At 59.8% G+C, this 21151-nt stretch carries 26 protein-coding genes; 10 read left to right on the top strand and 16 right to left on the bottom strand.

Annotated elements, in window-relative coordinates; genetic code table 11:
- On the bottom strand, window positions 1-971 hold a 971-nt coding region (locus tag ACEN2R_RS18595), incomplete at its 3' end, for a phage portal protein (RefSeq protein ID WP_442044187.1).
- A 123-nt stretch (window positions 972-1094) separates the two neighbouring features.
- Window positions 1095-1310 carry a phage head-tail joining protein gene (locus tag ACEN2R_RS18590; protein WP_442044186.1) on the bottom strand — a complete coding sequence of 72 codons (216 nt, stop codon included), beginning with the start codon at window positions 1308-1310 and terminating at the stop codon, window positions 1095-1097.
- 53 nt (window positions 1311-1363) lie between these two features.
- Here ACEN2R_RS18590 and ACEN2R_RS18585 point away from each other — a divergent pair, with 53 nt between their 5' ends.
- Window positions 1364-1975: a plasmid pRiA4b ORF-3 family protein gene (locus ACEN2R_RS18585; RefSeq protein ID WP_442044185.1), complete on the top strand. Its 612-nt coding sequence runs from the start codon at window positions 1364-1366 to the stop codon at window positions 1973-1975.
- Between the two features lie 7 nt (window positions 1976-1982).
- Here ACEN2R_RS18585 and ACEN2R_RS18580 read toward each other — a convergent pair whose 3' ends face one another.
- Both ACEN2R_RS18580 and ACEN2R_RS18575 read right to left on the bottom strand, forming a co-directional pair.
- Window positions 1983-3977 carry a phage terminase large subunit family protein gene (locus ACEN2R_RS18580; RefSeq protein WP_442044184.1) on the bottom strand — a complete coding sequence of 665 codons (1995 nt, stop codon included), beginning with the start codon at window positions 3975-3977 and terminating at the stop codon, window positions 1983-1985.
- A complete protein-coding gene (locus tag ACEN2R_RS18575; RefSeq protein WP_442044183.1) occupies window positions 3925-4518 on the bottom strand; it encodes a hypothetical protein in 594 nt (197 codons plus the stop codon). The genes ACEN2R_RS18580 and ACEN2R_RS18575 overlap by 53 nt, the downstream gene beginning before the upstream one ends.
- Before the next feature lie 115 nt (window positions 4519-4633).
- On the opposite strand from ACEN2R_RS18575, the gene ACEN2R_RS18570 reads away from it, so the two are divergent.
- Together ACEN2R_RS18570 and ACEN2R_RS18565 are read left to right on the top strand one after the other, a co-directional pair.
- Complete coding sequence (locus ACEN2R_RS18570; protein WP_442044182.1) at window positions 4634-4825, top strand: DUF6900 domain-containing protein; 192 nt, start codon at window positions 4634-4636, stop codon at window positions 4823-4825.
- A 14-nt stretch (window positions 4826-4839) separates the two neighbouring features.
- Window positions 4840-5061, top strand: a complete 222-nt coding sequence (locus ACEN2R_RS18565) for a hypothetical protein (protein WP_442044181.1) — start codon at window positions 4840-4842, stop codon at window positions 5059-5061.
- Between the two features lie 437 nt (window positions 5062-5498).
- Here the strand turns inward: ACEN2R_RS18565 and ACEN2R_RS18560 are convergent, their stop codons facing one another.
- The 12 genes from ACEN2R_RS18560 to ACEN2R_RS18505 form a co-directional block, all read right to left on the bottom strand.
- Complete coding sequence (locus ACEN2R_RS18560; protein ID WP_442044180.1) at window positions 5499-5867, bottom strand: hypothetical protein; 369 nt, start codon at window positions 5865-5867, stop codon at window positions 5499-5501.
- A gap of 87 nt (window positions 5868-5954) precedes the next feature.
- Window positions 5955-7226 carry a site-specific DNA-methyltransferase gene (locus ACEN2R_RS18555; protein WP_442044179.1) on the bottom strand — a complete coding sequence of 424 codons (1272 nt, stop codon included), beginning with the start codon at window positions 7224-7226 and terminating at the stop codon, window positions 5955-5957.
- 650 nt (window positions 7227-7876) lie between these two features.
- A complete protein-coding gene (locus ACEN2R_RS18550; protein ID WP_442044178.1) occupies window positions 7877-8158 on the bottom strand; it encodes an HU family DNA-binding protein in 282 nt (93 codons plus the stop codon).
- Window positions 8159-8236: 78 nt separating this feature from the next.
- Complete coding sequence (locus tag ACEN2R_RS18545) at window positions 8237-8617, bottom strand: DUF6362 family protein (RefSeq protein WP_442044177.1); 381 nt, start codon at window positions 8615-8617, stop codon at window positions 8237-8239.
- On the bottom strand, window positions 8610-8816 hold the full coding sequence (locus ACEN2R_RS18540) for a hypothetical protein (RefSeq protein WP_442044176.1): 207 nt from the start codon (window positions 8814-8816) through the stop codon (window positions 8610-8612). The genes ACEN2R_RS18545 and ACEN2R_RS18540 overlap by 8 nt, the downstream gene beginning before the upstream one ends.
- Window positions 8813-9241, bottom strand: a complete 429-nt coding sequence (locus ACEN2R_RS18535) for a hypothetical protein (protein ID WP_442044175.1) — start codon at window positions 9239-9241, stop codon at window positions 8813-8815. Before ACEN2R_RS18535 ends, ACEN2R_RS18540 begins: the two co-directional genes overlap by 4 nt.
- Window positions 9238-9726 carry a crossover junction endodeoxyribonuclease RuvC gene (locus ACEN2R_RS18530; protein WP_442044174.1) on the bottom strand — a complete coding sequence of 163 codons (489 nt, stop codon included), beginning with the start codon at window positions 9724-9726 and terminating at the stop codon, window positions 9238-9240. The genes ACEN2R_RS18535 and ACEN2R_RS18530 overlap by 4 nt, the downstream gene beginning before the upstream one ends.
- A gap of 385 nt (window positions 9727-10111) precedes the next feature.
- A complete protein-coding gene (locus tag ACEN2R_RS18525; protein WP_442044173.1) occupies window positions 10112-11332 on the bottom strand; it encodes a DUF3987 domain-containing protein in 1221 nt (406 codons plus the stop codon).
- Window positions 11333-11509: 177 nt separating this feature from the next.
- Window positions 11510-12835, bottom strand: coding sequence for a hypothetical protein (locus ACEN2R_RS18520; protein ID WP_442044172.1), 1326 nt, complete (start codon window positions 12833-12835; stop codon window positions 11510-11512).
- A 565-nt stretch (window positions 12836-13400) separates the two neighbouring features.
- Window positions 13401-13718, bottom strand: a complete 318-nt coding sequence (locus ACEN2R_RS18515) for a type II toxin-antitoxin system RelE/ParE family toxin (RefSeq protein ID WP_442044171.1) — start codon at window positions 13716-13718, stop codon at window positions 13401-13403.
- 4 nt (window positions 13719-13722) lie between these two features.
- On the bottom strand, window positions 13723-13977 hold the full coding sequence (locus ACEN2R_RS18510) for a ribbon-helix-helix domain-containing protein (protein WP_442044170.1): 255 nt from the start codon (window positions 13975-13977) through the stop codon (window positions 13723-13725).
- 96 nt (window positions 13978-14073) lie between these two features.
- Window positions 14074-14379, bottom strand: a complete 306-nt coding sequence (locus ACEN2R_RS18505) for an XRE family transcriptional regulator (RefSeq protein WP_442044169.1) — start codon at window positions 14377-14379, stop codon at window positions 14074-14076.
- Window positions 14380-14629: 250 nt separating this feature from the next.
- Here ACEN2R_RS18505 and ACEN2R_RS18500 point away from each other — a divergent pair, with 250 nt between their 5' ends.
- The 7 genes from ACEN2R_RS18500 (at window position 14630) to ACEN2R_RS18470 (ending at window position 21134) form a co-directional block, all read left to right on the top strand.
- On the top strand, window positions 14630-16201 hold the full coding sequence (locus ACEN2R_RS18500) for a recombinase family protein (protein WP_442044168.1): 1572 nt from the start codon (window positions 14630-14632) through the stop codon (window positions 16199-16201).
- Window positions 16201-17112: a plasmid partitioning protein RepB C-terminal domain-containing protein gene (locus ACEN2R_RS18495; protein ID WP_442044167.1), complete on the top strand. Its 912-nt coding sequence runs from the start codon at window positions 16201-16203 to the stop codon at window positions 17110-17112. The genes ACEN2R_RS18500 and ACEN2R_RS18495 overlap by 1 nt, the downstream gene beginning before the upstream one ends.
- Window positions 17109-18026, top strand: coding sequence for a plasmid partitioning protein RepB C-terminal domain-containing protein (locus tag ACEN2R_RS18490; RefSeq protein WP_442044166.1), 918 nt, complete (start codon window positions 17109-17111; stop codon window positions 18024-18026). The genes ACEN2R_RS18495 and ACEN2R_RS18490 overlap by 4 nt, the downstream gene beginning before the upstream one ends.
- Window positions 18027-18401: 375 nt before the next feature.
- Entirely contained in the window at window positions 18402-19280 is an 879-nt protein-coding gene (locus tag ACEN2R_RS18485; protein WP_442044165.1) for a WYL domain-containing protein, read from the top strand.
- A complete protein-coding gene (locus tag ACEN2R_RS18480; RefSeq protein WP_442044164.1) occupies window positions 19281-19793 on the top strand; it encodes a BrxE family protein in 513 nt (170 codons plus the stop codon). It abuts the gene before it with no gap.
- Window positions 19790-20578 (top strand): DUF1819 family protein, encoded by a 789-nt coding sequence (locus tag ACEN2R_RS18475; protein WP_442044163.1) that lies wholly within the window; start codon window positions 19790-19792, stop codon window positions 20576-20578. Before ACEN2R_RS18480 ends, ACEN2R_RS18475 begins: the two co-directional genes overlap by 4 nt.
- Window positions 20559-21134 (top strand): BREX protein BrxB domain-containing protein, encoded by a 576-nt coding sequence (locus ACEN2R_RS18470; protein ID WP_442044162.1) that lies wholly within the window; start codon window positions 20559-20561, stop codon window positions 21132-21134. The genes ACEN2R_RS18475 and ACEN2R_RS18470 overlap by 20 nt, the downstream gene beginning before the upstream one ends.
- Window positions 21135-21151: the final 17 nt, after the last annotated feature.

The following is a 21151-nucleotide window of genomic DNA, read 5'->3' as shown; positions in this document are numbered from 1 at the left end:
GAATAGTTCGCTTGGCGTACATCGCCGGTGACCAAATGATAGGGCAAACCCAGCGAGGCCGAGACCGCCAGCAGCGTTCGGTACTGGAAGGCTTCATAGCCACCACCGACATCTGCTGGACTGGAGAACTTCACATCCTCACCCGGCAGCAGCACTTGCATGGTCCCGGGTTCCAGACTGGCCATTGCCGCGCCATCGAGATCCGCTGCACCTTCGCCCATCATCGGGTCTTCCGGCGCGGTCTTGGTGATGAACCCCGCGAACATCGCGGCCGTCTTCTTGCGATCGAGTTCCGCATCATCATACTGATCAAGCAGGAACAGCCGCACCATGGCCGGGGCCACATGTGGCAGGCCGCGGATTTGCCCGGCATCAATGGGCCGATAGATATGCAGCACGTCCTCGGCGGGCACGCGCACCGTTTCCGGCACCGCGACCCGCTGGTCGGTGCTATCGCCCGGATGGCTGCGGCGGAAATGATAGGCCACCCGCCTGCCGATGAAATCAAACTCAATGCCGCAGCGAATGCGGTTGCCATTCGAGGCGGTTTCCGTTTTTTCAAAGGGCAGCATTTCCGATTGCAGCAGCTGCATCTGCAGCGGCACCAGCAAGCCGTCTTTTGCCCGGCGCGGGCGCATCCGCGCGAAGCACTCGCCCGCGACGAACATCTCGCGCGCCACCATCGCCTGCAGACCGTAGAAATCAGTCAACCCATCGGCATCGGCTTCGTCAGTCCAAGCCAGCCAGAGCCGCTGGACGCGGTCCCGCAGGCGCGCATCCTCGATCAGTGAGGACGGCTTGATCCCATCCCCCACCATATTGGACGCAAAGGCTTCGCAGGCATTCGCCGCATAACCGTTGGTGACCACCAGTTCCCGCGCGCGTGCCAGAAGCTTTGGACCGCCTGACGCCACCAGCGAATTGATGTTTTCCAGCGGTGGGTTCCAGCCCCGCAGCCGGCGCTTGGACATCGCCCCTTCAAGACGCGCGCGCAGTCCGGAGGGACCGTGGCTCCGGGGGAGCCGCGTAAGCCCAGAGGACGCGGGGCCGCTCTCGCGCACTGGTCGGCGAAACCAGTCAAACAGCCCCATCGATCACAGCCCCTTGGATGTGGTGATGCGCACATGGCGCACGATGCGCCGCCCCTCGAGGGCTGCGATCTCGCGGTCCAGCGCTTCAATGGCGCGGTCAATTTCAGCCACGCTGCGGTAATCCACAGTCTTGCCGTCATAGCTGACCCGCGCCACGCCCGAGGATCGCTGTGCCGAGAGAGCCTCGCGGCGGGCGTGCAGGTCAGTGATTGTCGGCATGCTCGGTTTTCCGTTAATATGCGTTGATTGCAGCAGGAAGATTGCCGACGCCCATGATCGAACCCATCGCGCGTATCAGAATCACACTCGAAGACACCGACCCACCGGTCTGGCGCGAACTGGACGTGCCCCTCTCCACCACATTGGCCGCGATGCATGACATCATTCAGGTCGTGATGGGCTGGTGGGATTACCACCTTTACGAATTCGAGATCGGGGACAGGAATTACGGCGTGCCGTCTTCCGACGACGCTCTCTATGATCGTAAGGTTTACAAGGCCAGCGCGCTCCGTCTCGCGAACGTGCTCGAGCGCGGCGTTCGTAATTTCTTCTACGTCTATGATTTCGGCGACAACTGGCGGCACCGGATCAGCATCGTTGAAGTTCGGCAGGGTGACGCCGATATCGAATACCCGCGCTTCGTTTCAGGTGCCCGCCGTGCGCCACCCGAAGATGTCGGGAGCATCAGCGGGTTCGAGGATTTTCTCGAAGCGATGGCAGATTCAGATCACGAGCAGCATGATCAGATGTTGGAATGGTACGGAAAGCCGTTCGATCCCGAAGATATTGATGAACGCCGCCTGCATTTGATCATCAAGAACTTTGCCGCGCGGCGGAGGGGGCCACTCAATAGCCATCGAACCGGAAAGAGAACGTTTCATTGATGCTTGATCACCCCATGTAACTCGACCGCACCATTCGCCGCCGCGCGGAGGAGCGCGGTGTTGGTTTCGCGGCTGCATCACCCGCTGGTCCGAAGACGTCCACCGCGAGTTGCCGCTCCAACTCCTGCCAGCGCGCATCCGACCAGCGGTCCGCCCCAAGAATCCATGCAGCCGCCCGCGCATAGACCCGGCAGTCCAGCGCCTCGTTGCGCTCGCGCATCTTCTGCCATTCGAGCTTGGCAAAGCCGCGCTTGTTCTTGACCGTGACGAGCTGTTCCGCCGTCAGCTGCTTGAGCCATTCGCTGTCAGCCCATGTCGGCAGATGCACCGTTCCCGCAGGAAACGGTGCCCCGACTACGATCTCCTCCGGCGTCGGCCGGTCCTGACGCAAGAAGCGATAGGTCTCGGCCTTGAACGTCGAGGTCGCCACAGACCAGAGCCGTGCGCCGCGCCGCAGGCGCTTGCCGCCGATCGTCGCGTCGACAAAGGTCGGCCCTGTAACAGGGCTGGCCCGGTTGAACCCCTCCAGACCCTTGACCGGGGCCACCTGCCCAAAGCCGACCTGTCGCGCCCAAGCATAAACGGCGCTCGTCTCGTAGCCCGTATCAATCGCCAGCCGCGCGATCGTCAGCTGCTGGCCGCTGGCATGGGCCCATGTCCGGCCCAGCAGATCGCTGAGTTTCTGCCAGCACGCCGGATCGCCGGGGCCGCCTTCGATCACGACGTGATCAATAAGCCAGCTTTGCAGCCCCCTGCCCCAAGCCCAAATATCGACCTCGATCCGGTCTTTCTGCACATCGGCACCCGCCGTCAGGAACAATCCACCGGCTGGCACTGTGCCGGGCTTCCACTCCTCCTTCAGCCCCTGCAACCGCTGCCAGTCCGGTGCCTCGCCGCTTTCCACCCAGGTCTCGCCGAGGATTGTGTTCTTGAAGGCCCGGATCGCCTCATCCGATCCTTGCGCCGCGTCCCATGCCCGCACGATCCGCTCCCAACTCAGCCAGCCAATCGGCGAATAAAGCGCCGAGAGATGATACCCGACAGTACCCGGGTCAGCCGCCGCGGCGGTGGCCCGCCATTCGCCCGCCTCCAGCATCGCCGTCTTGTGATGTTCCGCGATTGCGCGGTCGCAGCCCTCGCACTGGTAATCTGTAGCCTCGGGCCGTCCCTTCTCCCAGCGCAGCCGCTCGAACTTCAGCCACTGCATCTGCCCGCAATGCGGGCACGGCACAAAGAACCGGCGCTGGTCGCTGGCATCATATTCTCTCTCGATCCGGCTTAGGCCGCGAACGGTCGGGGTCGAGACCAGAAATATCTTGCGCCGGTGCGAAAAGGTCAGCGACCGGGCCTCGGCAAGGCTCACCGGATCACCTTCCTCGTCGGCGGAGGCCGGATAGGCATCCACCTCGTCGAGAAAGATGTAGCGCGCCGGGGTCGAGCGCAGCCCGACTGCCGAGTTCGCGCCGGTCATGATCAGGATGCCGCCGGCAAACTCTTTTGACAGCATCGTATTGCCCGCGTCACGCGACCGCGCCAGTTTGACACGGTCCCGCAGTTCCGGGCTCTCTTCGATCAGCGGGTCGATCCGCTGGCGCGAGTTGCGCTTGGCCAGTTCCACCGTCGGCTGGACCGCGAGCATCGGCCCGGGGGCCTGGTGGATGGCATAGCCGATCCAGTTGTTGCCTGCCTCGGTCGCACCGACCTGTGCCGCCTTCATGAACACAATCCGCTGCACCGCCACACCCGGCGACAGCGCATCCATGATCTCACGCATGTACGGCGTGCGCCCGGTGCGGTACCGCCCGGGTTCCGCAGAGGCGCGCGAGCCCAGCATGCGGTGCGCATCGGCCCACTCGGACACGGTCAGATCGGCGTCAGGTCGCATGCCCCGGCCCCAGGCCCGCAGCAGCACATCGGCACCGTCGAAGCTGCCCGTTGCGTCAGTGCTCTCAGGATAGGTCGATACGGACCTCTGCGAGGCTGTCGAGTTGAGCACGGACATGGGATTCCAGCACTTTCTGCATCATGGCGGGCTCCAGCACTCCGTCGTCCGCAATCATCACAGCCAGTTCCGACGCCATCAGCGCCGCCGCCCGCGCAGGCCAGGTCACCCAGCCATCGCGTTCCTCGCGTGCCAGACGGAACACCAACCCCACCGCGCGCTCGCGGTCGATCAACGCGCCCTTGAGCATCGCAAGCTTCAGCTTGCGCTCCTGCGCCTTGAGCACCTCGTTTGCCGTGCGGGCCTGCAGAAAGGTGGTCCCACCCCCGGTTGCCGGTGTGGAAAGCCCTTGTTCACGCAATGTATCGCCCACCGCCGACAGCGCCGTATCCGGCACTGGCTTCATCCTTGGGGTGCTGGCCTTCGGTAAGGCGCGACTTTTGGAGGGATCCGTTGTCGCGGCGCGGCGCGCATCCGACGCGGTGGCGTCGATCGATCCGTCAGCGTGCTGAACCAGCCGCCCGGTCTCCTTGGCTTTCTGCACCGCCCCCCGCGAGAGCCCCACATGGGCGGCATAGGCGCGCTCGCTCATCCCCTGCATCACCACATCTCCATGCCACTTAAAGCAATGATATTGCTACGATTTCAGTTGATTATGTTTCGCGCCAGAGCGACTCTCGGGTCGAGGAACCACCAGTCTGATCGGACACATGACCATGACGAGCAATACCAAACCCACCGCCCCCGAGGCCCTGATCCTCGAGATTGCAAAAACACATTTCTTCGTTGAGACGCTGGAGGCCCAAAACTCCGACCATCTGGATTTCCACGACACCGCTGTCTGGGCGATGCGCGCCGCCCTCGAGGACGCCTATGCCGCGGGTCTCGCCGCCGCAGTACAGCGCTGACGGAGGGCACAGACATGACCATGGCCAGCACAACCATCCGCATCGATTACGACACACTGCCCGATCATTTCGACCGCAGCCGCCCCGACGCAATTGCGGGCGCCATCGAAGACGCCTTGCGCGAGGACGGCATTGCCGCTGAAGCCTCCAACGTTTTCTCGCATCTGAAGATCGAGGTCCCGACCCGTCGCCTGCCCGAAGTAGCCTCCTGCCTGAGGGAGTTAGAAGTGATCTGACGCAGGGATCCAGGTGGGCTGCATCCGCTCGATTGCAGCACCTGCGGCCGCCCGCTCGCCCGCCGTTCCACCGCGTGCAAACAAGGCCTCAAGTCTCAAAAGACGATGGTGGATATCCTTGCCGTGGTGCATTTCAAACGCCACTCCGCTGTTCTCGGGTCGCGCATTAACAACTGACGCCCAAAAGGGGTCAATCAGCTTATCAACCCCGGGCGCTGCCAAACAAGGCGGACCGCTGATCCCGTTGCGCTTGTTTTCAAAACCATCAGACCTTTATCGAAAGATGGTTTTATTTTTCAAAAGACAGGGTTGCCGCACGCGCCCCAGTTTTTATTGTCCACCTTCGGATGGCGGCTCCCGGTTGGTGGCCTCATCTGCTCAAAGGTCTGATCCCCACCGACAGACCCACCTCGGGACCAGTTCAGGCTGGTCCCTTTTTACTTTTCGGCCAAAACCGCACGAATGGCTGCAAGGCTGATCCCGAATTGCTTTGCAAGGGTCGCCGGCTTCACCCCCGCCTTCATCGAGGCCCGCACCAGGCTGATCTGTGATCGTGTCAGATCATGGGCAGGATGATCCGCTTTCGCAGGTTTCTTCATGGCCGGAGCTTCGGGCGCGCTTTCCTGCGGAAGATTCCGACGCATCATTTCCTGCGCGACTGCGTCCCGCAGTTCTTTCAAATCTTCGTCTGACGCATGTTGCAAGGCACGCCCGAGATCATGCGGCAAAAGCCGACGCTGCGCATCTGCCAGCCCGGCCGATCGGGCAGGAATCGAAGTCCTCTCTGGCTTATCACGTGCTATCATCAGTGGATTATGCCGCGTAAAGCCAACCACCGCAATTCGATCAAATATTCATCGCGGCCTCCACCAATGATATCCTGCGGGACTGGGTCACGCTGCGCCAACCGCGCGTTCGCGCTCGGCCCTGAGGTCCGCGAAACACCTGCCATCGCCATCAAGCACCGCCGATTGCCCGGTGAAGGCCTGCCAGCGCTCGACCGCGACGTCCACATATGCCGGGTTCAACTCGATGCCGTGGCAGACCCGCCCCGTAGTCTCGGCGGCAATCAGCGTGGTGCCAGATCCCATGAAGGGCTCGTAGACCGCCTGCCCCGGGCTGGAATTATTCAGAATCGGGCGGCGCATGCATTCGACGGGTTTCTGCGTCCCGTGCACGGTCTTGGCATCCTGATCCTTGCTCGGGATTTGCCACAGCGTCGTTTGCTTGCGGTCGCCCGCCCAGTGGCCCTTGCCGGTTTTCTTGACTGCATACCACGCCGGCTCGTGCTGCCAGTGATAATCACCCCGGCTGAGGACCAGTCGCTCCTTGGCCCAGATGATCTGCGATCTGATCGTGAACCCCACGGCCTCAAGGCTTTCCGCGACGGTCGCCGCGTGCAGTGCGCCGTGCCAGACATAGGCGACATCGCCGGGGAACAGCGCCCAGGCCTCGCGCCAATCCGCACGGTCATCATTCAGCACCTTGCCGGTGCGCTTGGTCTTGGTCGCGCCTGCCTGGTTGCGCCAACCCGGGTCATACTCGACCCCGTACGGAGGATCGCTTACGAGCAACAAAGGTTTTACACGGTTCAGGACGCGTTCGACATCTGTGGCCACCGTACTGTCACCGCAGAGCAGCCGGTGGTTGCCCAGGATCCAGAGATCGCCAGGGCGGCTGATCGGGGTCTCCGGAGCCTCCGGAATGTCATCCTCGCCATCCCGCGCACCTGCACCCTGATCACCTTCACCCGCAAGCAAGGCATCCAGCTCACCATCCGAAAACCCGATCAGTGACAGATCAAAGTCTTCGGCCAGCAGGTCCTGCAATTCCGCCGAGAGCAGCGCCTCGTCCCAGGTCCCCAGTTCCGTCAATTTGTTGTCCGCGATTCGGTAAGCCCGCCGCTGCGCTTCGGTCAGATGCCCCAGCACAATCACCGGTGCCTCGCTCAGCCCTAGCTGAGTGGCCGCCAGCACACGGCCATGGCCTGCGATCAACTCGCCGTCCTCTGCCACAAGGCAAGGCACGGTCCAGCCGAATTCAGCCATGCTGGCTGCAATCTTCGCAACCTGGTCCGCACCATGCGCCTTTGCATTCCGGGCGTATGGTTGCAGGTCTGCAATCGGCCGCATTTCAATGCGGTCAGGAGCGAAGCTCAAGGTCATGGATATTGCCCTATCTTTTGAAAAGCCTTGTGTACTTAAGTTCACGCGCCTCAGTCACGAACCCGTGATAGGGTTCCTCATCAGGCTAGCGGCCTCACCGCTGGCGTGATGTGAGAAAGACCCAAGTTACCTGCGCGCGGGCGAACTATGCCCACATCGCTCTTTGCAGCGCGGGATCGGCGGCGCATCCGGGATGAATGCGTCGCCGATTTGGGTCTTGCAGTGTGGATTCCAACCAGCTGGAACCCACTGGTTGCCGGGTGGACTCCGGAGTCCAGGGTGTCAACAGCGGCGTCCACCCGGCAAGACACTGTAACGGCTTGTTAATTTTGCATTCAAAGGTGGATTCCTGTCCGTGTGGACTCCCAAAAAACCACCCAGACGCTAGCGATATGCTGCGCTGCGCCCCCCCGAATACGGTCAGGAACGGGAAGGAACCGTTCAATATCAATGGGTTAAATGAAGCGACATTTTGGACGGAGACGGTTTTTCGTCGATCAACCGGTAAGCAGTTGCAGACCTGTGAACCATCAGCTGCCCAAATCAAAACGGGGAGAGACGTCTTCCAACACACTCTCCCCATTATGCCCTATAGCTAGCACGAAAATGTTGCGCGTGTCGAACACGAAAGTGTTGCAACACATCGGGGGTCAATCAGGGTTCAAGCGCTTGTGCAGGTCCCTGCCCATTTTAAAAAATGGCACGGATTTCGCGTCGACCGCAACAATCTCACCTGTGCCTGGATTGCGCCGCTGACCACCTTCGCGATGACGCACGTTAAAAATACCAAACCCGCGCAGCTCTACACGCCCGCCCTCTTCGAGGTGCTCGCTAATCGTGTCGAAGACCGCAGACACAACCTTTTCTGCATCGGCGTGGCTTAGGCGGTGATTTTCCGCCGCAATCCTCGCCACCAGTTCGCTTCTGACCATCACCCCCCCTTTTTCCCCGATTGCCTTGCGCTTCAGCCACGCTAGCAGGCAACAAAAAACCTGCCCGACTGATTTGTGTCAATCCGCATTCAGCCGTGCTGCGATTTTCGTCAACGCCAGCTTATGTTTACGCCATGCCGTTGTGCGGTCACATCCCAACTCCCAGCAGATCTGCTTCCATGGCACGCGGCCTGCCCGCGACCAGACCAGTCTGCGTTCTGCCTCATCGATCCAGAGCACCCAGTCGTAGGTCTGCTCGAGGCGGGTGATGGCCGCAGCAGAAGGCCAAACCCGCATGGGTACTGGCTCCATGGCAGCGATCTCCCGTGCAGACCGCATGATGTCGGGCCAGGCGCTGATGTATCCCCGCGCCTTGACCGAGGGAAGTTTACGCAGGGTTCGGAAAGCTTCCTCAAAGTGATCTGCCACATCGTCGGCGGTCCAGATGTGATCAACCATGGTGCACCTCCCCCGTGGGGCGCGGCCCGTAGAGCTTGGCACCCAGCTGTTCGACCAGTGCGCGCTCTGGCCATGTCAGACGGTCGTCATGGACGCTGACAGCCAGAAGGCCCTGTTCATGCCAGCCATCGCGCTTGACCTGCTCAGGATCACGGCGGTGACCGCCGTAACCCTTGGGTGTGAACCGCATGCCGCTCATGATGCACCTCCCTCTGCGACGTCTTTTTTTGCGGGGTGTGAAGCAACGGCCGTGTCGTTGGGCACCCCTAGCCTATCAAAATCCGAGGCGTCGGTTTGCTCCTTTTCAGAAAAGGCGTCGGCATGCTTGGCGACGCGTTCTAATCCCAACCTGCGCCCATGTTCGCGGCGCGCAGCGCTGACCGGACCGGACCAGAGGTTCTTTGCCATCCTGAACGGCCAGCTCGGACAATCGACGGAAGGGCAAAGCCGCACCTCCGGCGCTGATCCATTGCAGCAATCGAGGCATTTCAGGCGCAGGGCCCTGAGCGGCGAGACCCGCACATGGCCAAGCGTCTCAAGTTCCAGGGTTGTCATAGCGCGAGGATCACGGCCAACGTCGTAGCCCTCGCAACTTTCCAGACCGATTTGACAATGGCGGTTCATGCCACACCCCCCTTTGTCTCGATGGCCCAGAGCAGAATGGCGATGGCGTCCGCTTCGTTGTCGTCAGCCGGGCTGAAGCCTCGGGCGCGGGCCGCCGCGATCATCGCCTGCTTCGGCGCGCCACCATGGCCTGTGGCGTATTTTTTGATCGTGCCAACAGGGACGCCCTGATAGGGCACACCGCGCAACTCGGCCCAACTGGTCAGCACCGCCATGAGACCACCAAATACATGGGCTGCGTCTGTTCCGGCGTGCCGGCGCACCTCTTCGTAGTGAATGGCCTCAATGGGTCCTGACAGCCGGTCGATCTCCGTCAGCCAGTTCGTGAAGCGCAGGTAGCGCATGCCGCCACCGTCAAAGCGGCGCGGCTTGAAGCTTGCCGTGCCGCTGGTGATCAGGCCGTCATAGCCGCGCACGGCCCAGCCGGTGGTGGTGCCCAGATCAAGGGCCAGGATTGTGTGCGGGGTTTGTGTGGGTTGGGTCATACAGACCTCCTCTTCGGATTGGCGAGCGAGGCGAGAGGGCTGGCCGGTGAAGGCTGCAGTCTCGCCAGGCCCCGAAGGGTGGTCTGGTCACGTCAGGTGCGGGGCGAGCAGGCCGCCCGGCACTTCTTTCAATTCCTTCATTTGATCGATTTGAAAGAAGTCGACCATTAAGGTATTGAATAGTATGTATATTATACCTTCTTTCAATACTTCAATTATTTCAATAGGTACCACTTCCCTCATGCGCGCGCGAACACACATATACATGTGTCCTCTTGAAAGATTGAAAGAAGTGAAGGAAGTGAAAAAAACATTCCTGAACAGTGACTTAGGCCCCAACTTCTTTCAAATTGAAGAAAGCCCCGTTTTGAAAGAAGCCCTCTTTTCACCTGATCGTCCTGTAGACCATGGCCCGGCGACCGCCGGTGTCGCGCATGCCGGTGGTGATGTCCCCACTTTCGATCAGCGTTTCCAGAATTTCATTTCGGTCGCGGGATTTCAACCATTGTGATGCCCGCGTAACCTCGGATTTGGTGATCCCGTTTGCCCCGGCATTCCGAATGATCTCCTTGAGCCGTTTGAGATGCGCCTCGATCTCGGTATCGGCTACATGCCGCTCGACGGCCTCGATCGTCCGCCGTGCGTAATTCTGAACAAAGCAGATGGCCCAGTCCGCAGCCGTGATGTCGATCTCAGGACGTGCTGGATCACGGCCCACCGCCACAATAAGGGCAAGTTTCAGGGCATTTTCTCCGATGCGCGCCAGGATCGCCGTACACGCAGTACCAGCGGCTGCCCGCAACTCTCCCGTCAACTCAACGCTGAGCGCCTTGAACCGCGCGCGGGCGTCATCGGTCATGGCGACGATCATCGGTGTCACGTTGGTGTTCTGATCCGCCGTCTTGCCCATCAGATTGCCCTTCTGGTGCCCACCGCCTGCTGCCACGCGCTGAAGCCCCCGGAGCAGCGCAGGTGGGGCCTGTCGAATGCCGACGGCGATGTTCTCGTCGGGGTAATCCTCGTCGCTGGGCAGGATCAGAAAGCGGGCAAGCGAGCCATCCACCACGTTTGCCCCCTGCAATGCGCCCCAGAAGTGCAGTGGGGTCGTCGTGCCGTAGACACACAGGCAGGGCTGATTGATGTCACGCCGTTCGTTCGCGCCATCCCGGTTGGCGTATTCCGCGCCGAGAAAGATGCCACCGGCCGCCGTATAGAGCTCGGTCATGTTGTCGAGTATCTCGGTGATGTGGCGCGGGCTGCGTTTACGGTCCGCGGCAGCCGCGAGGAACATGCCAAATTCGTCGATCTGGAACAGGATCGCGGGCTGGCGATGCAGCGCAGTCAAAAGCCCGGCGCCAGAGGCGATCTTGTTCCCGCCGAGGTGATGGGCGAGCCCCGCCTCGAAGAAGACCTCGTTGATGATCTCACGGGCGTGGTTCTTGCCCGATCCGCTGTCGGCAATCCCCACGACATAAAGGTTCGAACGCAGGTTGCTCTCGGTCCTGTATTGACGGCCCATCAACGCGCCGATCGCACAAAGGCTGCCCGGGCCGATCGGCAGAATGGCATAGCCGTTGGTGACCAGTCGCGCGCCGTAGCGCGCCATGTAGGATGGCCGAACGCCATGTCAGCCGCCAGCTGCGGTTGGCCTACCTCGCGCCGGAGATACTGAAACGGTTAACTTGCGGACGCGAGGCGTTGGGAATCAGCCTCTATGATTCCTGCTTCCTAGCAGGGGAAACTTGGGGGGATCAAGTGGGGCAGGCCTTCGGCGGAGAGACAGTCACGACCGCAGGTCGGTAATGCCGAGTTCCTCCCACATCCAGCTGAAGTCGTAATCATGCATCGGGTCGTTTGCAGGCAACTGGGCCTTGTTTTGCTCGAAGCCCTTTAGCCAGTTGGCGACGGCCTGCCGCCCCTTTGCACTCCGCACAGCCTGTCGCGGTGTCTTGTCGCCAAGCACGGGTATCTTCTGGCTGAGGACATTTCGATATTGGCGATCTAGAACTTGATGCACGGCCTCGCGCATATCGTCCGGGCTCATCCCTTCCGGTAGGCTTTTGGCTGTGGAGGCTGAACCACTGCCCCTGGCGGCCATGGCCTGTTCAGGCGTAACTTGCTCGACCAGCGGTGTCTGGACCAGACCATCGAGAATAGGTGCCAGCAGATCCCGGATGCGCGTCGCCCGGGCTTCGGAATTGACCATGACCTCGAGCGTCGTCGGGCGAAGCGTCAGATGCCCGTGGATGGTGCGTCCGGTATCGGCATCCTCACCTTGACGGCTCTTGCGTCCCTTGCGAGGGGGCTTTTCTGGCGCGAACCAGATCCAATGCTCTCCATCGTCTTCGTCGCGAATATCATGCACGCTGGCAACTGCCGCAGCGACATCGGCCGCCGCAACTCCGGGCAACAGACGATAATGCAGTGTCATGAACTCCAGCTTCTCGCCGTCACTGTTGGCAAGGTCGGGCAATGGTGCGCGGTAGCGTCGGATCGTGTCATTCAGCCACAGTGTCGTGACCACAGGCGCGACTATCGATAGCAGCGTCTCGTCATTGACTATTTCGGTCTCGAGGCGAGTTCGCAATTCGGGGTCTGCGATCTCGGCCACCGCTTCGGGTGCGCGGCTCTGTGTGCGCCGGATGAGCGCCAGCATCTCGTCTGCAAGCTCTCGATCAACGGCCAGCACCGCACCGCTCATCTGGACCACGCCCCGCACCGTCACAATCCGAGTTGCTATAACGTCCCATTGCACCAGCGTCTTCGTGGCTGTCCGTTCGGTCACTCGGATCGGATCACCACCGCGCACAAGGTCGCGCGCCAGAAAGCATTCTCCACGGCAAACGTCGCTGACCTCATAAAGGCTGACCAGCGAATCCCGGAGCGCCTCGATATAGGCACGGTTGATAGCTGTTTCCTTCCAGCCCCGCCGCTTGAGGTAATCATTGGCGAGATTGCTGCCATCCTGCCAGGTTACCGTGCAGCAATCCTCGAAGGCGCAGTCCATCGCAACCATGGCATGTTCGCCGATCACGTCCGGCAGGTCGTAGATGTCGATGTCATTCAGGTCACAGCCACGGCGGATGTGCCGCTCGATGATTTCACCCATGCGCTCGTGCCATGGATCGCGGCGAGACCATTCAATCAGACCATGGGCATTTCCTCGGGGTGCCATCACCGTATCTCCAAATGCTGCGGCTGCCGATCACGAGCCCTCACCTTACCTATTAGGCGAAAGGCTGTCTGACGCCAATGGCTTCGCGCGGTCTTGCGCGCGATTGCGCTGTAGAACGCCGCTTTCGGGTGTCTCTGTTCGTACCGAGAGCAGAAGAACCTACCTCAACCGCGGCGCAATCCAACTTCACCAAGCTACTGAAAAGGCAAATCTTTTTGAATGCGTCTCGATTTAAGTGAAGGGCGGGTGAAAGGAGACGCGGGGCGTTCAGAGACCAAACTCGGGCCAACGGCCAGTCTCCGAAAGTCGGATGGCTCCGCTAAACCCCTTTGAACCAAAAAGAAAAAAGGCCCACACTGGGGCCTCGTCTCGGGTTCGCGAATGGTTTGTGGCGGAGGGGATGACACATGCAACGAACTCTCTCTCGTGCCAGCGTCGGACTCCGGGGGACCCACGCGAAACCCTGCGCAAATCTGACGCTCATTCGAAAACTAGGCTTTCAGCTAATCCCGAAATCATCACGGAAGCGGTCGATCTGATGCATGCGCTCGTGCAGGATTGTCACGATCCCGATGTCGCCATTCGAGAGATGACGCCAGTAGACGAAATGGCGCTCGTAGCGAAAGAAATATCCCTCGACGCCAAATTCCGCCGGGATGGGTTTTGACACGACGCCGTGGGCCGCGATCTTGTCGAGGGCCGCGAACAGGCCGGTGATGTAAGTTTCGGCTTGCTCGTCACCCCACCTGTCGCGGGTGTAGCGGTAAATGTCATCGAGGCGATGGGACGCCCCTTCCTGAATGCGAACGGCGGGCACCGGGTCAGTCCCGGTTCCGCGCGATCACCTCTGCCGCCGTCAGCGGCTTGTACGTCTCGTCCGGGGCCGCGAAGGCATGGGTCAACTCAGCCTTCAACCGGTTGAAGGCCTCGGCCTCAGCCCTCTCTTTGTCACGCCGGATCAGGTCACGGATGTACTCGCTGACATTCTCATAGGACCCGTCATCGCCTACGTTGGCCGACACGAAGTTACTCAGGGCTCCACCAAGGCGGACGGTCATCGTGGTCGTTCGGGACATGGCGCAGCACCTCTAAGCTTCGATGTATTCAATATAACCAAAAACGCACACAAAACAAGCCGCCGATCACCGGGCTTCCACCCCTTGAAACCACCGTCAGTCGTCAGAGTCCTCGACAATGTGGCGGCCCGCAAGCGCAAGCACAACATACAGCACAGCATCCGAATGCCGCGCGAGGGCGATCAGATGGTCACCGCTAGGCCCCCGCTCGCCCGAGAACCAGTACTTCACGGTCCGTTCGCTGGCACCCGTCCAGCGCATGGCCATTTTGATTGCCCTGTGTGTGTCGTCCAACTCTTCGTGCAGAGCCATCGCGATGGCGGTTCGATAATCGGTTGGTTCTTCGACCAGGTGCACAAATGTGCCCATTTTCGGCACAACTGTGCCCATTTTCACGCGCATCTCCACGTCCTTCTTCGTTAAACAATTGAAGAACCATGAAAACGACGAAAACCGGTTTTGTCCGTGACGGGTCATTGGACCGCGCTTGACGGACACTGCTGATTTTAGGAGCGCAGTAATGAACTGCAATTTGAAAAATGGCTGCCGGGCAAACGGAAAGACCTTGCCCGTTTCAGGAAACGACTTTCCAGACGCGCTTGTGCCAGATGGAAAAATAGAAACCAAACAAGGCTGAACAGGAAAACGCGATTTGAATACCGGTCGATACAACAGCGATGACAAATGCGACGAGGCCGGACAGGATATTCCGGCCGTCGCCTATGTGCGGATGTCGACCGATCACCAGAAATACTCGACCGAAAACCAGCTCGACATCATCCGGAATTACGCCACGGCCCGGAGTCTGCAGATCCTGCGCGTATTTGAGGACTCCGGTCGCTCAGGTTTGCGGCTCGACGGCCGCGAGGCGCTGCAGAACCTGATGGCCGAGGTCCGAACCGGCCAGGCGGATTTCAAAGCCATTCTGGTCTACGACGTCAGCCGCTGGGGCCGGTTTCAGGATGCTGATGAAGGGGCGTATCACGAGCATGTCTGCTCCCGCGCCGGGATCCGTGTGCACTACTGCGGCGAGCAGTTCGAAAACGACGGCAGCATCGGTTCCAACCTGCTGAAAACCGTCAAACGGGTCATGGCGGGCGAGTACAGCCGCGAGCTTTCCGTGAAGGTCTTCGCCGGGCAATGCCGCCTGGTTGAGCTTGGCTATCGCCAAGGCGGTGCGGCTGGATACGGCCTGCGCCGGGTGCTAATCGACGAACACGGCAACCCGAAGGGCGCGTTGTCCCGTGGCGAGCAGAAGAGCCTTCAGACTGACCGGGTCGTCCTCGTTCCGGGCCCTGATCAGGAACAGGACGTCGTACGCCGCATGTATCGGATGTTCGTCGAGGACGGCCGCTCGGAGCGGGAGATTGCTGAAACCCTGAATGCCGAGGGGCATCTGACGGATCTCGAGCGTCCATGGTCCCGGGCATCGGTGCACCAGGTCCTGACCAACGAAAAATACATCGGCAACAACGTCTACAACAAGGTGTCCTTCAAGCTGAAACAGCGCCGGGTGGTGAATCCTCGCGAGATGTGGATCCGAGCCGAGGGCGCCTACCCCGCCATCGTGGACGAGGCACTGTTTTTGCGCGCACGCGAAATCGTCGACGCACGCAGCGAACATTTCACGGACGCCGAACTGCTCGAAGCCCTGCGCGGCGTACTGAAACAGAAAGGCGTGCTGTCGGGACTGATCATTGATGAACAGGACAACGTGCCGTCGTCCAGCGCCTTCCGTAACCGCTTCGGCAGCCTGCTGCGCGCCTACCAGATGATTGGCTACGAGCCAGAGCGCGACTATCGTTACGTCGAGATTAACCGGGCCTTGCGGCAGGCCCACCCCGGAATCGTGGCCCAGATCCTCGAAGGTATAGGCGATCGCGGCGGCCAGGCTGTGCAGGATCCGGACACAGACCTGATCCGCATCAACGACGAGTTCACGGCCTCAGTGGTGTTGGCCCGATGCTTCGAGACGCAGGGCGGCTCCCTGCAATGGCGCATCCGCCTCGATACTGGCCTGGTGCCCGACATCACGATTGCCGTGCGGATGGACGAATTGAACGAAGCACCACGTGATTATTACCTGCTGCCGAGCATCGACATGACCAGCCCCAAGCTGAGGCTGGCCGAGCAAAACGGACTGTCGCTGGATGCCTATCGCTTCGACACACTCGACTATTTTTATGCGCTCGCTGGCCGGGCCCGGATCACGGAGGCCGCCTGATGCATGACGACGCCCACGACACTGCCCAGAAGCACGTCACTCTTATCCCCACCGACCGAATTCGCATCCTCAACCCCCGTGTGCGCAACCGGCGCAATTTCGAGGAGATGGTCAAAAACATCGCAAAGATCGGTCTGAAGCGCCCTATCACAGTCGCGCAGCGCGCCGGGACAGATCCCGCGGAATATGACCTCGTCTGTGGCCAAGGTCGGCTCGAGGCGTTCATGGAGCTTCAGCAGGATGCCATCCCGGCCATCATCATCGACGCCGATGAGAGCGACTGCCTTGTCATGAGCCTCGTGGAGAACTGCGCACGTCGCCATCACAACCCGATCGACCTGATGCGCGAAATCGGCAACCTGCGCAAACGCGGCTACAACGACCGCCAGATCGCAAACAAGATTGGCGTCACGCCAGACTATGTCGGCATGATCGCGGGGCTTCTGGAGCGCGGGGAAGAACGGCTGGTCTCGGCCGTGGAAACCGGCCTTCTGCCGCTGAACCTCGCCATCGACATTTCAAAGACAGATGCCGAGGGCGGGCAGCGCGCTCTGATGGACGCCTACACCCAGAAAAAGCTGCGCGGTAAGAAATTGGCCGCCGTGCGCCGTCTCATCCAGCAGCGCGATGCACAGGGTCCGCGCCTTCACCGAAACAGCTATAGTAGAAGCAACGGCGCTAAACGGCCTTTGACCAGCGACGCCCTGGTACGCGCCTACCAACAAGAAGCAGAGCGCCAAAAGGTGCTGATCAAGAAGGCCGAGCTGACGCAGGGCCGCCTGATGTTCGTCGTGGAGGCGTTTCGGCGGTTGCGTGATGATGATCACTTCCTGACGCTCTTGCGTGCGGAAGGATTGGACACTTTGCCAACCTATCTCGGGCAATCCTTGGAACCAGGAGCAGCGGAATGAGCCGGGGCAAGCGCAAATCCCTAGACGCGGTCACGCTCGGCTTTGAAAACGATTGTGTCACTGTGCCAGTAGCGGCCATCCTGCCAGTGCGCGCCCTCGGCACATCGGTCAAATCCAGCCGCAAGTATCGCCAGATCACCGCATCCATCAAAGAAGTTGGCCTGGTCGAGCCGCCGGTCGTCACGCGAACCCCGGGTGAGGAAGCAACCTATATGCTGCTCGATGGGCATATCCGCATCGAGGTGCTGAAGGATCTCGGCACCGAACAGGTCGAATGTCTGATCTCCACGGACGACGAGGCCTTCACCTACAACAAGCGAATCAGCCGCCTTGCGCCCATCCAGGAGCACAAGATGATCCGCAAGGCGATTGAGCGCGGGGTCTCCGAGGAAAAGATCGCGCTGGCGCTCGACCTCAATCCGCGCAGCATTGTGCGCAAGGCCAAGCTCCTAGACGGAATCTGCGAAGAAGCCGTCAGCATCCTGAAGGACAAACACTGCGCGACCGCCGTGTTCGAAATCCTGCGCAAGATGAAAGCAATGCGCCAGATTGAGGCGGCCGAACTGATGATGAACGCGAACAATTACTCGCCGGCGTACATCTCCGCGATCCTTGCCGGAACGCCCCAAGCACAGCTGGTGGACACCAAGAAGCCCAAGAAGATAAAGGGCATCACCCCCGAGGCCATGGCCCGCATGGAGCGCGAGCTGGCACGGCTTCAGGAAGGGATCACATCGATTCAAGATTCCTACGGCCAGGACCACCTGCAGCTGACCGTCATCAAGGGGTATCTGGGAAAGCTGCTCGGAAACGCCCGGATCGTCCGGTATCTGATGCAGCATCGACCTGAGTTTCTGGCGGAATTCCAAGCCATCACTGAGATGGCCTCCGCTCCGTCGCCCGAAGCGGAGTAGCCATGGCGGCCAGAACTGATGGGGACCCGGACCCGACAAGCGCGGGGACCGCAGGAGACGCCGCACTGTGGGGCGGATCGAGCGCGGCGGTGGGGATGGCGGCGAACCCGCTCGGAGCCCACCAGGTCGGCCGAGGTTTCGCCGACCGCGTAACCGCCCATGTGGTTGCGATATTTGCAGGCGTGCCGACGGTAAGCGTCGCTCGGCACGCCTGTTTCACTTCCGGTTTGATCTCGCCAATACACGACCTTCACCAGCAAACTCCTAAAATTACGCAGTATTTCGATTGAACACGGCGGGACTCCCCGATAGCGTGCAAACAGCACAAAAAATGGGCGCGCATATTAATCGTGTGTACCGGGTCGGGAGTGCGAAGTGGAAAACGACAAATCAGAACTTCGTTGGGGGGTCGCGCAGCGTCTCGAGTTCATCGAGTTCCGTTTGTTTTGGGAGGGGCATGTGAACCGTAGCGATTTGATGAACCAGTTTGGGCTATCGGTAAATCAGGCTTCCGCAGACCTAAACCGCTACATCGGCTTCGCCCCGGACAACATGGTTTATGACAAGAGCGCGCGGACCTATGTCCGTGGTCCTGACTATGCTGCACATTTCCTTAAACCTGACGCGAGCCGGTACCTTGCACAGCTTCGGTCTTTGGCTGACGGCATCATGGACAACGACGATACCTGGATTGCTGAGCTACCATCCTATGATGCTGCGCCAACGCCAGCTCGCGGAGTGAACCCCGTCATTCTTAGATCTGTGGTCGGCGCCATCCGCCGTTCAGAGGCCATCGAGGTGGAGTATCAATCCCTCTCACGCCCTGAGCCTTGCTGGCGTTGGATCGCGCCCCATGCCATCGGGTTCGATGGCTTCCGATGGCACACGCGGGCCTTCTGTCAGATGGACGAGGTGTTCAAGGACTTCCTGCTTTCGCGCATCCTCCAGACGCGCGGAGTTGAAGCCAGCGCAGTCACTGATGCAGCCGATGCTGACTGGCAAGAGCATGTCACGCTTGAGATCGGTCCTCACCCTGAACTCTCCCAGAACCAGAAGAAAGTAATCGCGCTCGACTATGGAATGCGAGATGGCAAAGCAAAGATCCAAGTGCGTCGGGCGCTTCTCTATTATGCACTCAAGAGACTGGGGCTCGACAACAACACTGCAGCCCGCCCTCCCCAAGAACAGCAAATTGTCCTGGTGTCCCCAATTACAGTCCTGACACAGGGCGGTTCTATAGAAAGAGAGGGCTAGATGGTTCTTAGTGAACAGTCCCATTTGATGCGGCGAATAATAGAAATTCGATATCTTGTCGGGTTCCTCGGCGAGAAGTCGCAGTGTAATTGGTGGCCGACGTCGTTTTATGAGGCGTCTAGCATTCGATTTCTCGAACCAGTGTTTTCGCGAACAGCTCCTCTGGCACAATACCATGGCGCAGTGGAGGCGGCACGTCGGTTCCACGACGAAAACTTGAGCGTGGGCTCATTCCATATCTTCCGGCTTCCAGAAGAGATCGAACAAGACCTGCACGAAATGGTGCAGGCACGACTACTCGAGCTCTTTGATCCCTACTTGATCGTTGATCAGGCGGCGGCTCTGAACGCTCTTTCCAAGGTCAGCAATGGAACGGCTGATGAGGCTGTCGGACCTATGCTGGTTGGAAGAATCGACGAACTCCGCGCATCCGCTCTTTTGGACAAAGTTGGTGCAATCTACCGGATGGCGCTGTCATCCGATACGCAAGCTCTTCCTTACTTGGTCGCATGATGGAACGAGCGCCATACACAACTCAGTTGCAGGCAGGGCTTGGTCTTGTGAACGAGACAAGAGCTCTTCTCGAGTTGTGGTCACCTGGCATGTCGGCGAGCCAGCTGCATGATATTGCCCTAAAATCCGGGAGATTTCCGGAGATTACTGCGCGACGCTTAAGAAACATTGTCTCAGAATGCTTCGCGCCGCGTTACCTGACGGCCGATGGCGAACCAGCGCTGCATTTGAAGAAACTGTCCGCCGAACTTCCCGCATCAGAGCTTGTTCAGCTCATGCTCGTTTTTACAAGCCGAGCGAACCCCATTCTTAGCGACTTTATTCGCGACGTCTACTGGGCACGTTACGCGGGCGGCTACCAAGAGATCTCCAGCGAAGACGCAAGGGCGTTCGTGGAACGGGGTATCGACGATGGGAAGACATCGAAGCGCTGGTCTGAATCGACGATCCGCCGAGTGTCGGCATACCTAACCGGATGTTGTGCAGACTATGGTTTGCTTGAATGCGGGTTACGGTCAAGTCGCCGCATTCTTCCGTTTCGGATTTCAGCCACGACAAGCGCGTATCTTGCCTACGAGCTGCATTTCCGTGGCATTGGTGACAATGCCATTCTGAACCACGACAATTGGAAGCTCTTTGGTTTAGAACGTAACGATGTGCTTGAAGAGATGAAGCGCCTTTCCCTGAAAGGCCTGGTCATCATTCAGTCTGCAGGAGATGTCGTGCGGATCAGCTGGAAACAACGCGACATGGAGGAGCTTTGCAATGTCCTCATTAAGGGCTGACTTTGACGAACTTCGTGAAAGAATACGGCATGGCCGCGAGCTCGGGCATGCGAGCTTCGAGCCCATCTACTACCTCATCTTTTCTCCGGAACAGATTTTGGAAGTTAAGCGGCAGACGCCAGCTTGGGAGGCAAAGCTGCACCAAGAAGGATGGGACGTGCACGTCTTCTCGGTGGCCGAAAATCTGTGGGAACTTCTTCAGGAAGACCCCTTTTGGTCACTGTGCGTTCAACAAGATAAAGCATCCCCGGGTGATTGGGCTCGAACGAACCAGGCGCTGGCAGATATTGTTGCGAATGGTGGCGGCCTACTGCGCAGGCTCGAAGATGCTCTCAAGCCCCTCGAGAGCAACGCGAGCGCATTGCTCTTAGTCACAGACCTAGAGGCGCTCCACCCATTTCTACGAATTGGTACGATCGAAAGCCAACTCCAGGGCAAGTTTCATGTGCCGACTATCTTCCTCTATCCGGGGGTTCGCACGGGCAAAACCCGCCTCAAGTTTCTCGGGTTCTACCCCGAAGACGGAAATTACCGCTCTGTCCACGTTGGCGGCTAGAGGCATAAAGGTTTCAG

The sequence above is a fragment of the Pseudogemmobacter sp. W21_MBD1_M6 genome (assembly GCF_052119585.1).
Classification (GTDB): Bacteria; Pseudomonadota; Alphaproteobacteria; order Rhodobacterales; family Rhodobacteraceae; genus JBGQOJ01.
Note: the sequence above shows the minus strand (reverse complement) of the source record. Positions and strands in the feature narration are given on the sequence as shown.

Excerpts from the sequence above, each read along its gene's own strand:
- ACEN2R_RS18490 (WP_442044166.1), top strand. The coding sequence starts at position 17,109 with ATGAGCCGGGGCAAGCGCAAATCCCTAGACGCGGTCACGCTCGGCTTT.
- ACEN2R_RS18560 (WP_442044180.1), bottom strand. The coding sequence starts at position 5,867 with ATGATAGCACGTGATAAGCCAGAGAGGACTTCGATTCCTGCCCGATCG.
- ACEN2R_RS18505 (WP_442044169.1), bottom strand. The coding sequence starts at position 14,379 with ATGCGCGTGAAAATGGGCACAGTTGTGCCGAAAATGGGCACATTTGTG.
- ACEN2R_RS18525 (WP_442044173.1), bottom strand. The coding sequence starts at position 11,332 with ATGGCGCGCTACGGCGCGCGACTGGTCACCAACGGCTATGCCATTCTG.
- ACEN2R_RS18545 (WP_442044177.1), bottom strand. The coding sequence starts at position 8,617 with ATGGTTGATCACATCTGGACCGCCGACGATGTGGCAGATCACTTTGAG.
- ACEN2R_RS18480 (WP_442044164.1), top strand. The coding sequence starts at position 19,281 with ATGGTTCTTAGTGAACAGTCCCATTTGATGCGGCGAATAATAGAAATT.
- ACEN2R_RS18520 (WP_442044172.1), bottom strand. The coding sequence starts at position 12,835 with ATGGGTGAAATCATCGAGCGGCACATCCGCCGTGGCTGTGACCTGAAT.
- ACEN2R_RS18575 (WP_442044183.1), bottom strand. The coding sequence starts at position 4,518 with ATGCAGGGGATGAGCGAGCGCGCCTATGCCGCCCATGTGGGGCTCTCG.
- ACEN2R_RS18565 (WP_442044181.1), top strand. The coding sequence starts at position 4,840 with ATGACCATGGCCAGCACAACCATCCGCATCGATTACGACACACTGCCC.
- ACEN2R_RS18470 (WP_442044162.1), top strand. The coding sequence starts at position 20,559 with ATGTCCTCATTAAGGGCTGACTTTGACGAACTTCGTGAAAGAATACGG.
- ACEN2R_RS18585 (WP_442044185.1), top strand. The coding sequence starts at position 1,364 with ATGATCGAACCCATCGCGCGTATCAGAATCACACTCGAAGACACCGAC.
- ACEN2R_RS18570 (WP_442044182.1), top strand. The coding sequence starts at position 4,634 with ATGACGAGCAATACCAAACCCACCGCCCCCGAGGCCCTGATCCTCGAG.
- ACEN2R_RS18510 (WP_442044170.1), bottom strand. The coding sequence starts at position 13,977 with ATGTCCCGAACGACCACGATGACCGTCCGCCTTGGTGGAGCCCTGAGT.
- ACEN2R_RS18495 (WP_442044167.1), top strand. The coding sequence starts at position 16,201 with ATGCATGACGACGCCCACGACACTGCCCAGAAGCACGTCACTCTTATC.
- ACEN2R_RS18530 (WP_442044174.1), bottom strand. The coding sequence starts at position 9,726 with ATGACCCAACCCACACAAACCCCGCACACAATCCTGGCCCTTGATCTG.
- ACEN2R_RS18550 (WP_442044178.1), bottom strand. The coding sequence starts at position 8,158 with ATGGTCAGAAGCGAACTGGTGGCGAGGATTGCGGCGGAAAATCACCGC.
- ACEN2R_RS18535 (WP_442044175.1), bottom strand. The coding sequence starts at position 9,241 with ATGAACCGCCATTGTCAAATCGGTCTGGAAAGTTGCGAGGGCTACGAC.
- ACEN2R_RS18580 (WP_442044184.1), bottom strand. The coding sequence starts at position 3,977 with ATGTCCGTGCTCAACTCGACAGCCTCGCAGAGGTCCGTATCGACCTAT.
- ACEN2R_RS18590 (WP_442044186.1), bottom strand. The coding sequence starts at position 1,310 with ATGCCGACAATCACTGACCTGCACGCCCGCCGCGAGGCTCTCTCGGCA.
- ACEN2R_RS18555 (WP_442044179.1), bottom strand. The coding sequence starts at position 7,226 with ATGACCTTGAGCTTCGCTCCTGACCGCATTGAAATGCGGCCGATTGCA.
- ACEN2R_RS18475 (WP_442044163.1), top strand. The coding sequence starts at position 19,790 with ATGATGGAACGAGCGCCATACACAACTCAGTTGCAGGCAGGGCTTGGT.
- ACEN2R_RS18540 (WP_442044176.1), bottom strand. The coding sequence starts at position 8,816 with ATGAGCGGCATGCGGTTCACACCCAAGGGTTACGGCGGTCACCGCCGT.